The organism is Luteibacter sp. P4_E6 (genome assembly GCF_056401535.1).
Window position 1 is genome coordinate 1 of record NZ_JBFUJE010000107.1, and the last position, 10,906, is coordinate 10,906.

Genomic DNA, 10,906 nt, shown 5'->3' on the forward strand with positions numbered 1-10,906 from the left:
CGACAGGAACAATGTCTTCATGCCGCTTAGTTCGTCGTGACGGCTCGGTCGGTTACAGGGGCCGTGCGAGTGCAATTTCTGGTGAAGTTCTTCTTGCCGTCCATGCTCGCATTGGYGGTGCCAGCGATGGAGTAGCCGGAGCCGAATCCGCGGCCTGGGCCGTAGTCCATCAACATGTCTTCGAGCGTTTGCCTACGACGTATCGGGTGAATTCTTCGCTTCTGCGATAGCGCTGAACGACGACGTTGTCCTACGGAAGGTCGATATAATTCGCCGCATGACAACCAAACGAATGAAGTTTCCCATTCAGGATTTTCCCATCCGGGGGACCATCCTGACTCCTGCGGTACGTGCGGCAGCGATTCGCGACGCGGTGATGTCGCTTGCCGCTGAAGGTGCGCTGGTGCGTGGAAAGTATCTCGGCTGCCCGCCTGTTAAGGCAATGAAGATGCGCTGAGTCATGGACTCTCGGACGCGGAAGCCCTTCACGAGCGTCTTCATCAATTGTCCGTTTACTGAGGACTACGCTTCTCTCTTCGAGGCCATGGTTTTCACCGTTCTCGCATGTGGATTTCGACCGAGATCCGCCCTTGAGAAGGGGGATAGTGGCGAAGTACGCATGGATAAGATCACTCGCCTTATCAAGGCTTCGCCCTACAGCATCCATGATCTGTCGGCCGTCGAGTTGGATGTGGCAAACCAGCTTCCGCGCTTCAACATGCCCTTCGAGCTCGGTCTCACGCTTGGGATCAGGGCCGCTGGTGGTGAGCATGCCGGCCACATGGTGCTGGTTCTCGAGCGCCGGGAATACACCTCCCAGAAATGCCTGTCCGACATTGCTGGCCAAGACCTGCAAGCGCATGGCGGGGACGAAAGGTCCGGTGGCTGCACCCTGCGCGCGGCCACCGGACCTTCTCAGGTATGACTAATTACTTACCCTCGGGAACGAGGTTAGCCAGCTTGCCCTTCTTGTCGAACTGGCAGCTGAAGTTCTTCTTGCCGTCCATGCCCGCATCAGCGGTGCCGGCGATGGAGTAGCCGGAGCCGGAATCAGCGGCCTGGATCGGCTGCAGTTGGATGTAATCGTTCTTTACGTCGTACTTCTTCGCTGCGGCATCGAGGCAGCGCGTGGTGAGCTTGCCCGGATCGGGTCGGTCGGAAGCAAAGGCGTTCGAGGCCAGGATCAGGCCGAGGGAACCGGCCAGCAGCAGGGCGGAATGGCGCATGGGTCTTTCTCCGTACGAGGCACGAGGCCGGGGTTATTGCCGGATCGAGTGTGCCCTTCGGTTCCTTGCGGCAGGATGAATTCCGGCGCCGCAAAGGTTAAAACCATGTCAAATCAGTGCATTAGGGTCGAATCAGTGCGACGAGACGAACGGGGAAGGCGTTAGCGCCTCCGGCATGGCGAAGTTCCGCTTCATCCGCGCCACTTCTTCCACCGGGGGCCTGCCGAACAGTCGTCTGAATTCGCGGCTGAACTGCGATGCGCTTTCGTAACCGACGGCGGTCGCCGCCGATGCCGCCGTGGTGTGTTGTCGAAGCATGAGCAGTCGCGCCTGGTGCAAACGGGTGGATTGCACATAGCGCATGGGCGACGTACCCGTCATCGCGCGAAAGTGCGCATGAAAGGTAGGCGCGCTCATCGCCGCTTCGCTCGCTAGTTCGCCGATGGTCAGTGGTTCGCGATAACGGCTGTGGATCATGCGGATGGCTCGGGACACCATGCCGAACTTGCCCTGTTGCGCGAGCGCAGCGCGCAGCGACCCGCCCTGCGCGCCGGAGAGGATCCGATAGTAGATTTCGCGCACCAGCGCAGCACCGAGAACGACGCCCTCTGGGGGTTTTGCCAGCGCTTCGAGCAGACGCAGGACGGACGCTGAAAGCGCTTCCTCCATGGGTGAGGCATACAGTCCTCGCGGGGTCGCCGACGACACCCCGCGCAACGCGTCGATCTGGACGCAGAGCTCCGCAGCCATTGCGTGGTCCAGCCGAAAGTAGATCGCCAGCAAGGGCTCGTCCGCGGAGGCGTCCGTCTCCATCGTGAACGGCACGGGGACGGACACGACGAGGTAGTGCTGCGCGTCGTAAACGAATACGTCGTCGCCTAGCAAGCCACGCTTGCGCCCCTGCACGACGATGACGATGCCGGGCTCGTACAGCACAGGTGTACGGCTTAACGGCCGATCGGCGCGGAGAAGACGCACGTCCGGCAGCGGCGTCAGCGTGTAGCCCTCGCCCGGTGCGAGTTCGCGGAGCAAGGCGACCATGCGGTCACGGAGGGGCGATTCCATGCGCTCACTGTCCGCCTTCGCAAGCCGCCCCGCAAGCGCCTCTCATAGGATCAGGCAATCACGCCACATGCCGGGCCATGGGACACAGCGCATCCGGGACTTACGATGGCTTCCGTTCCTAACCAGGAGGCTATCCATGTCCCGCAAGACCCTTTTCATCACCGGCGTCAGCAGTGGCTTCGGCCTGGCACTCTCCCGTGAAGCCTTGTCCGAGGGACATCGCGTGATCGGCACCGTTCGCAACGATGACGCCCGGCGTGCGTTCGAGGCGCTGCACGATGAACGTGCCCATGCCGTGTCGCTGGATGTCACCGATATCGAAGCCATTCCAGACGCTGTCGCCGAGGCGGAATCGCGTTTCGGTCCGGTGGACGTTCTCGTAAACAACGCCGGATACGGCCACGAGGGCATCTTCGAGGAGTCGCCGATCGAGGCCATGCGCCGGCAGTTCGAGGTGAACGTCTTCGGTGCCGTCGCGGTCACGCAGGCGTTCGTGCCGCGATTCCGCGAACGTCGCCACGGACACATCGTCAACATCACGTCGATGGGCGGCTTCATTACGATGCCCGGCATCGCGTATTACTGCGGCAGCAAGTTCGCGCTCGAAGGCATCAGCGAAGTACTGGGCAAGGAACTGGCGCCTTTCGGCGTGCACGTCACCGCCGTTGCGCCCGGTAGCTTTCGCACGGACTGGGCCGGGCGATCGATGCAGCGCTCGCCGCGAAGCATTGCCGACTACGASGCCTTGTTCGACCCGATCCGGCAGGCTCGACAGGAGAAGAGTGGCAAACAGCTCGGCGATCCCGCCAAGGCGGCCAGGGCGATTCTGGCGCTGGTCGAGCTTCCGAACCCGCCCGCCCACCTGATCCTCGGCAGTGACGCGCTCTCCCTCGTCCGCGGCAAGCTCGCCGCTATGACGGCGGACATCGACACCTGGGAGAGCCTGACGCGATCGACGGACGGCTAGTCGCTATCTACTGGTAGTCATCGCGTACCACGCGCTGTGCTTCAGCCGAAGCCAGTCGCGGAGCCGCTCGCTTCGCTTTCATTCCAAAGGCGAGGCGCAGCGCGGCGAACCTCCGCACACATCCTTCGTAAAGGATCACGCACGTGCCCATGCTGAGGACCAGAACGACGACGTACTTCGTCCACGGCGTCCATGCCATCGGGATGACGTAGTACCCGATCGCGACGATGACGGTCTGGTGCAGGATGTAGACCGGGTAGCTCGCCTCTCTCGCCCAGCGAAGCAGTGGATTCACGAACGAGAGGTAGCGATAGCCATAACCGACGAACACCATGACCCATAGCCAGGTGAAGATATTCGCGCCGACGCCATCGGCTATCGAATCGTGACGGATGATGCCCGTGTTGAATCCCGAGACCAGCAGGACGAACACGGCGAGCCCCATGATGAGCGACCAGCGGCGAACATTGGAAAGCCACTTCCAGGTGCCCGGGATGGATGCCATGACGTATCCGTAGGCGGTCAGAAGCAGGTAGTGATTGAAGATGTACCAATCGCTGACCAGGTTATGCGTCTCCGGAAACACCGGTTTCAGGAACGCCTCGTTGATACCAAGCGGGATACCGAGCAGAAACAGCCAGGCGCCCGGGGGTAGCCGCGGCGAAAGTCGCTTCCACCAGAGCATCGCGGGAAGCAACAACAGGATGTAGACGTAGAGATAAGCCATGAACCACAGGTGGTGCCAGCTGAAGTCGCCCGCCGGGTAGGGATGAAACTGGAGCATCCGCGTCACGTAGAACGTCAGGTAGTCGCCCACCCATTGCCCACGAAGCAACTGTTCGTAGTAGATCTGCGGTGGAACGACCAGGACCATGCCGATGACCAGAGGCACGAGTAGTTTTCGTGTTCGTTCCCGAAGGAACTGTCCCGTACTGCGTCGCTGCAAAGCGAACCACATGCCCGCGCCGGCAATGACGAAAAGCAGCGGCATGCGCAATCGATGGGCGATGTCCATGGGCCATTGCAGGGCCGGAATGGTCTGGGCATTGACGACGTGCCAGCCCCAACCGACGAAGATCATCCCGGTGTGGAAGAAGAACAGCACGAAGATGGCGATGACGCGCAACCAGTCCAGGAAGTCGTAGCGTTCCTGCCGTTCGTCGGTAGCATGCATGGATTCAGTCCCCTCTCCTGGCGATAGGCGGGAGCCTGAGGCATCGGTTGTCGGTCGGCAGCTGAAAGGGGGCGAGCGGACCCATGGGCGGGGTGAGTGGCCGCTATCGACCCATGCGGGCAAACAACGCCTCGCGATACCGTCGACTGAGGCGGAGCGTGCGGCCGTCGCGAAGATGGATGTCGTAATCGCCTTTGAAGAGGGGCGTAAGCGATCCGACCGAACCCAGATTCACCGCCGTCGACCGATGTATCCGCACGAAGCGCTGCTCACCCAACTGCGAAAGCAAGTCCTGCAGTGTCCTGCGCAGCAGGTAGGTGCGGGAAGCCGTATGCACATGAACGTAGTTGTCGTCCGCTTCGAGCCATTCAATGGAAGCCGCGTCGATCAGCTGTAGCCGGTCACCATCGGGCACCAGAAGGCGCTCGCAGCGCGGTGTCTGTGCGCGCCCCATCGTCACCGCCGTTGCGCCGGATTCGTGAGAGTTCAGCCGTTCCCGAACGCGTTGCACGGTACGCACGAAGCGATCCCGATCGTAAGGCTTGAGCAGGTAGTCGATCGCGTTGAGGTCAAACGCCTTGGCCGCATGGGCGTCGAATGCGGTGACAAACACGATCAGCGGAGCGCTCGATGGCTCGAGCTGCGCCGCGACATCGAGCCCCGAAAGCGTCGGCATCTGGACATCGAGGAAGGCAACATCGGGACGAAGTTGTTCGATACACCGCGCTGCCGACAGTCCGTCTTCAGTCGATCCGACCACCGTGATGTCCGCTTGCTCAGAAAGCCAGCGTTCGAGTTTCTCGCGTGCCGGGGCCTCGTCGTCGGCGACCACGACGCGGATCATCGGACCGCGCCCGCCAGGGGTATCGAGACGCGCGCAGCCACGCCGTCGCCCTCGTTGCGCACGTCCAGGGAAGCCGCCTCGCCGTAGATGATGCTCAGTCGTTCCCTGCAATTGCGGTATCCCACCCCGTCATGGTGGCCGGGCGCTAGCAAGGAGCCCGAGTTGCTCACGACGATGTGCAGCGCGCCCTCTGCGCGCCGGACTCGAATGCCGATGCGCACCGGCGCCACCGTGCGTTCGACGCCGTGCTTGAACACATTCTCGAGCAAGGGCTGCAACAGGAGTGCCGGAACGGACACGTCGATGAGCGTCGGATCCGTCTCCCAGTTGAGCGTCACACGGTCGCGGAATCGCTCGCGCATGACATCCGTGTAGAGCGCCAAGGTGCGAAGTTCCTCCGCGAGCGGCGTCATCTCGTTCTCCGTCGTCCGAAGACTGATGCGCAGCAAGTCTCCGAGGGTCGCGACCAGACGGTCGGCCCGCGCCACGTCGGTCTGCATCAAGGCAGACACGGTGTTGAGCGCGTTGAACAGGAAATGCGGACGCAGCTGCCCCTGGAGTTGCGCGAGCTGCGCCTCGGTCAGTGCTTTCTGCGTCTGCAACAGACGGTGTCGCTGGAGTTGCCACTGCCCATAGGAATCGATCCCGAACAGGATCCCGAGCCACAGTCCGGTAAACAGCGTCAGCTTGACGCTTTCGTAGGCAAGCACGAAGCCCCAGCCCGAGTGCTCGTAGGTACGGCCCATCACGGCGTAAACGCCATGCCGTATCCCATATGCCCCGGCAATGAACGTGACGATGATCAGGGGAAGCCACCGCAGGTAGCTGGCTAACCAGGTCAGGGGCTGGTTCAGCAGCGGTGCGTAGCGGCCGCGAACCCGGACGGCGAGCCACATCCATCCTGTCGCGATCAGTGCGGAACTTCCCTCCCACAGCACAGGCTCCCACCAGCGGGTGAGCGGATTGCGTGAGGCGTCCTGGAGGGCGGACGTGATCATGAGTAACCAGAATGCCGTCCAGATCACGGACAAGGCCGCCAGCGGAAGCGTGGCACCGTGATCGGGCTGGGCGCCTGCCGGCGCCGGGCGAGTGGACAGGTTCGTCATGATGCGGGAGTGTACCGACGCCCGTGGCGACGGGCGTCGACTATGTGGCAAGCGGGACATGTAAGGGGTGAGTGGCCACCGCCGCGACACACGGCCACCGCCCCGAAAGTGCCTCATTTCAGCCACGGCGTGAGCCGCTCGCCCCGCAACCATGGGCGTCCGTTACTCCTGGGAATGCGTACCGATGATGATGCAACTGCTCCGTGGGATGGTCCTGTCGTTGGCGGTGGGCGCCGCCTTTGCCGCACCGGCCGATACGAGTCTGAAGGCCTCGCTTGATCACGTGGCGAAGGAAGCGCGCCCCGGCACGCTTGGCATCATCGTCATGGATCCGGCCAGCCGGAAGACCATCAAGGTGAATGATGGCCGCGGCTACCTGATGATGAGCGCCTTCAAGGCGCCCATTGCCGCCGCGGTGCTCGCTCGCGTCGACAGTGGCGCGATCAGGCTCGACCAGAAAGTGCATCTGGTGCCGGCGGACATCGTGCCGGGTTCGGCGGTTCCGTCCCTTGGCAAACGGCTGGAGGCGGGTCCGGTCGATGTCTCCGTCGAAGAGCTGCTTCGAGCCGCCGTGACGCAGAGCGACAACACGGCCGTCGACGCATTGCTCAATCTCCTGGGAGGTGGTGGCGTCGCCACCCGGTTCCTCGAGAGCAAGGGCGTCCATGGCATGCGCATCGACATGGGCGAGCGCGAGCTGAGCCGGATGTTGAACGGAAGGAAGCCCGGTGAGCAGCCCCTCGCCGGCGAGTCCGACGAGGCCGCCGATGCGCGTGTGAAGAGGGGCTTCGAGGCGGTATTGGCCAGCAAGGTGAACACGACGACGCTCGATGGCGCGGTGGCTTTCCTCGACAAACTCCAGTCGGGTGCACTTGTCTCGCCGTCCTCCACCAACATGTTGCTGGGCATGATGACGGCGCAGGTCATTCCCAACCGGCTTCGTGCCGGGTTGCCCGCCGGATTCCAGTTGGCCGACAAGACGGGCACCGCCCGTACCTATAGCGATCGCCTGGGTGCCTGGAACGACATGGGTATCGTGACGGCGCCTGATGGCCGCCGCAGGATGGTTGCGGTCTTCCTGAGCGACTCCCCTGCCAGCCCGGAGCAGGCCGATGCATGGTTCGCCGGGATCGGGCGGTTGGTGGCTACGTCGATGCAGTGAGGGGCCCGCGGCGCCCTGTCATGACGAGTTGATATAGTCAGGGCGTCATTCCTTCCGGGATCCACCATGAAAGTCCAACGCACATCCCACACGATCCTGGCAAGTTGCTTGGTCGCCTTTATTGGGGGCGCCAGCGCCCAAGATGCGCCAGCAAAGCCATCTGCCATCGAGGCCTTCGGCAAGGGCGTGCAGATCTACACGTGCAAGGCGGCCGCAGCAACTTACGCATGGACACTGAAAGCGCCCGAAGCGACGTTGAGCGACGCGAAGGGCAACATCATCGGCAAGCACTTCGCAGGGCCGAGTTGGCAGGCGAACGATGGCAGCACGGTCGTCGGCGAAGCGCTGAACGCGTCGCCTTCGCCGGATGCCGGCGCCATACCGTGGATCGTTCTTCATGCGAAGTCGCAGACGGGCAACGGCGTGATGAGCAAGGTCGCGTATGTCGTGCGTACCCGCACCGAAGGCGGAGTGGCACCCGCCACGGGTTGTGACGCCGGCCACGTCAATGCGGAAGTCCGCGTGCCCTACAGCGCTGTATACATCTTCTTCGCCGGCTAGGGTGCTCACGAACCCCCTCCCGCTTCGGGCGAGAGGGGCTTCCTGATGCTGCCGTTGAGCGTGACGATTATTGATAGCGCGCAACGACGAAGGCCACCGGTCACGCACAGGCGGCTCGTCTAAGGTCCAAACGGGGCGGAATTGGCGCTATGTGCAGGAAAATGTGAGAATTAAGGGTCAATGGCGGCCCTCGCCATGCTACTGACCCAAGAGATACCTTGAAGACCCCCCTAGGCCTGCAGCCGTTGATCGACGACGGCATCATTGACGACGTGCTCCGACCGCTGAAGAGCGGCAAGGAGGCGGCCGTGTACGTTGTCCGTAGCGGCAACGACGTACGCTGCGCCAAGGTCTACAAGGACATGGCGCAGCGCAGCTTCCAGCAACGCGTGCAGTACCAGGAAGGCCGCAAGGTTGGCAGCAGCCGCGAGGCGCGCGCCATCGGCAAGGGCAGCAAGTACGGGCGCAAGCAACAGGAAGTGGCCTGGAAGAACGCGGAGGTCGATGCGCTTTACCTGCTGCGCGACGCTGGCGTTCGTGTGCCCGAGCCGTTCGGCTATTTCCACGGCGTGCTGGTGATGGAACTGGTGACGGATGCCGACGGCCTCTCCGCACCCCGCCTGGGTGAGGTCGATCTCAGCGCCGATGAGGCGCGGGAATACCACCGGATCCTCGTGCAGCAGGTTGTGTTGATGCTGTGTGCCGGTTTAATCCACGGCGATCTTTCCGCGTACAACGTCCTCATCGGCCCGGATGGCCCTGTGGTGATCGATTTTCCGCAGGTCGTCAGTGCGGCAGGAAACAATGCGGCGCGCACCATGCTGCTGCGTGACGTCAACAACCTCACCGCTTACCTTGGCCGATCGGCGCCCGAGCTGCTGGACACATGGTACGGCGAGGAAATGTGGGCCTTGTTCCAGGCTGGCGAACTCCGCCCGGACACCGAACTGACAGGCCATTTCGAGCCGGATGAAACCGAGGTCGATCTGGACAGCATCCGGGAGTCCATCAACGACGCCCGCGAAGAATGGCTTATCCGGCAGCAGGGGCGCGAGGCGGCGGAAGAGGACTAGCGGTCATGCCGGCACGGTCAGGCCGCGCATAACCGCATAGTCGGGAAGATGGCGCCCTGCCTGATCAGACAGGCGTCCAGTCGCCACCGATGTCGTGCAGCGCCTTTCGATCCAATTTGCCAAGGGCGTTGCGGGGTAGCTCAGGTACCACTTTGATGAACTCGGGTACCTTATAGTCCGCTAGCTTGCCGCGGATGCGGGCAATGATGTCGCGTGCGCTTGCATTTTCATGGCCGTCTCTCAATCGCAGGATCGCGCCAACCCTGCTGCCAAGATCTCCATCGGCAATCCCTAAGACAGCCACGTCTTGCACAAGCTCGTCTCCTGTCAGTACGGCCTCGATTTCGAGAGGCGAAATGTTGGACCCGCCACGGACAATCAGGTCCTTGGCGCGACCCATATAACGGAGCTGACCATCCTCTTCTTGCCGCACTAGGTCTCCCGATCGGAACCAGCCGCCTGGTAAACGGTCAACCGATTCGTCTTCAAGCCAGTAGCCTGGCGTCGTACCGGCCGATCTAGACCACAACTCCCCTTGCACACCTGGCTCTACATCGTTCCCTTCATCATCTACGACCTTGCAACTATCCGGCGCGGCGGGAGAAATGAACGGGCCGACCATCCGGCCATGCCTTGCAGATGTAAGGTCCTCCGTGGCGCCCCACCGCGTGTGAAGCAGCCGCCCGGTCTCACGTGCGAACGCCCGTTCCGTCTCGGGCGGGCAGACATCACCGGCCGTGATGCAGAGCCGAAGCGAGCTCAGATCGCGAGGTGAACGCTGCTGGCAGCGTATCATCGCGGCGTACATCGTCGGTGTTGCAAGGATAGAGGTACAGCGATTGCGCTGGACAATGTCCAGAGCGACTGCTTCATCGAACTTGGCCAAGAGGACCAAACGCGCGCCATAGCAGAGCGCGTAAGCCATCTGGAGCAAGCCTCCGGCGTGCATCATCGGCATCTGCTGCATGATGATGTCGTCTTCGAACAATTCATGACCGTCGAATTCGTCGGCGATCGACAATAAGGTCTGATGCGTCCAGACCACGAGTTTAGGCTTTCCCGTTGTACCCGAGGTGCTAAGCAGCAGGGCCGGGTCGGACAGCTCCCGTTTGACTGCGAGACATTCCCCTCGCCCGCCTTTCAATAGGTGGCGCCAGTTTTTCTCGTCCGGCGGGCCGTCGAAGGTGTACCTCGCACCTTGCGGCAAGGTCTCTTCGTTGCATTGTTCCAAACGCTGCATCAGTTCATGCTGGCCGATATATAGCTTCGGTCGCGCGAGCTTGCACAATACCTCCAATTCCGCCGCCTTGAGGCGTGTATTGAGCGGTACGACGACAGCTCCGGCCTCAAGGCAACCCATTATGGCAACGACGAGTTCCGGTATGTTGAAGGCATGCAATGCGACGCGATCACCTGCTTCAATTCCTAGCCGCGCCAATGATGCAGCCATAAGCGCGCTTTGATTACGGACCTCAAGGAAGGTGTAATGGGTGCTTTCTGTGGTCATGATCACGTCGCCTTGGCGCAACTCCGCAAGACGGCTGAATCTGTCTACGATGGTCAAAGCTTTCATATGGACCTCCTCATGTCGAGCTTCGCGCGGCCATCGGGCGTTAAACGCGCGAAGCTCTCTTAAGTGACCGATGCGAGACCAGCAAACCGCATTAAGTTGCGAGGCGGTATGTGTTTGCCCGATCCCTGCAGCGGCAGGGATCGGGCCCAGAGGAT

The 10,906-nt window shown here is 62.1% G+C and carries 12 protein-coding genes; 6 read left to right on the plus strand and 6 right to left on the minus strand.

Going from position 1 to position 10,906, the window contains the following annotated elements:
- Positions 1-277 precede the first annotated feature (277 nt).
- Positions 278-457 carry a hypothetical protein gene (locus tag AC1DT2_RS08995; RefSeq protein ID WP_477295919.1) on the plus strand — a complete coding sequence of 60 codons (180 nt, stop codon included), beginning with the start codon at positions 278-280 and terminating at the stop codon, positions 455-457.
- 162 nt (positions 458-619) lie between these two features.
- A complete protein-coding gene (locus tag AC1DT2_RS09000) occupies positions 620-925 on the plus strand; it encodes a hypothetical protein (protein ID WP_157504062.1) in 306 nt (101 codons plus the stop codon).
- 4 nt (positions 926-929) lie between these two features.
- Here AC1DT2_RS09000 and AC1DT2_RS09005 read toward each other — a convergent pair whose 3' ends face one another.
- Positions 930-1,226, minus strand: coding sequence for a hypothetical protein (locus tag AC1DT2_RS09005; RefSeq protein WP_063572283.1), 297 nt, complete (start codon positions 1,224-1,226; stop codon positions 930-932).
- A 132-nt stretch (positions 1,227-1,358) separates the two neighbouring features.
- Positions 1,359-2,291: an AraC family transcriptional regulator gene (locus AC1DT2_RS09010; RefSeq protein WP_477295920.1), complete on the minus strand. Its 933-nt coding sequence runs from the start codon at positions 2,289-2,291 to the stop codon at positions 1,359-1,361.
- A 136-nt stretch (positions 2,292-2,427) separates the two neighbouring features.
- On the opposite strand from AC1DT2_RS09010, the gene AC1DT2_RS09015 reads away from it, so the two are divergent.
- Complete coding sequence (locus AC1DT2_RS09015; RefSeq protein WP_477295921.1) at positions 2,428-3,258, plus strand: oxidoreductase; 831 nt, start codon at positions 2,428-2,430, stop codon at positions 3,256-3,258.
- Positions 3,259-3,265: 7 nt separating this feature from the next.
- Here the strand turns inward: AC1DT2_RS09015 and AC1DT2_RS09020 are convergent, their stop codons facing one another.
- The 3 genes from AC1DT2_RS09020 to AC1DT2_RS09030 form a co-directional block, all read right to left on the minus strand.
- Positions 3,266-4,432: an acyltransferase family protein gene (locus AC1DT2_RS09020; RefSeq protein ID WP_477295922.1), complete on the minus strand. Its 1,167-nt coding sequence runs from the start codon at positions 4,430-4,432 to the stop codon at positions 3,266-3,268.
- Positions 4,433-4,535: 103 nt separating this feature from the next.
- The gene (locus AC1DT2_RS09025) at positions 4,536-5,276 is read right to left on the minus strand and encodes a LytR/AlgR family response regulator transcription factor (protein WP_477295923.1); all 741 of its coding nucleotides are present in this window, start codon (positions 5,274-5,276) and stop codon (positions 4,536-4,538) included.
- Positions 5,273-6,382, minus strand: coding sequence for a sensor histidine kinase (locus AC1DT2_RS09030; protein WP_477295924.1), 1,110 nt, complete (start codon positions 6,380-6,382; stop codon positions 5,273-5,275). Before AC1DT2_RS09030 ends, AC1DT2_RS09025 begins: the two co-directional genes overlap by 4 nt.
- 184 nt (positions 6,383-6,566) lie before the next feature.
- On the opposite strand from AC1DT2_RS09030, the gene bla reads away from it, so the two are divergent.
- The 3 genes from bla to AC1DT2_RS09045 all read left to right on the plus strand — a co-directional run bounded on the left by bla (position 6,567) and on the right by AC1DT2_RS09045 (position 9,178).
- A complete protein-coding gene (gene bla, locus AC1DT2_RS09035) occupies positions 6,567-7,544 on the plus strand; it encodes a class A beta-lactamase (RefSeq protein WP_477295925.1) in 978 nt (325 codons plus the stop codon).
- 66 nt (positions 7,545-7,610) lie between these two features.
- Positions 7,611-8,105 (plus strand): DUF3455 domain-containing protein, encoded by a 495-nt coding sequence (locus AC1DT2_RS09040; RefSeq protein WP_477295926.1) that lies wholly within the window; start codon positions 7,611-7,613, stop codon positions 8,103-8,105.
- A 218-nt stretch (positions 8,106-8,323) separates the two neighbouring features.
- Entirely contained in the window at positions 8,324-9,178 is an 855-nt protein-coding gene (locus AC1DT2_RS09045; RefSeq protein ID WP_063572946.1) for a PA4780 family RIO1-like protein kinase, read from the plus strand.
- A gap of 64 nt (positions 9,179-9,242) precedes the next feature.
- On the opposite strand, the gene AC1DT2_RS09050 is transcribed toward AC1DT2_RS09045, so the two are convergent.
- Complete coding sequence (locus tag AC1DT2_RS09050) at positions 9,243-10,751, minus strand: class I adenylate-forming enzyme family protein (protein ID WP_477295927.1); 1,509 nt, start codon at positions 10,749-10,751, stop codon at positions 9,243-9,245.
- Positions 10,752-10,906: the final 155 nt, after the last annotated feature.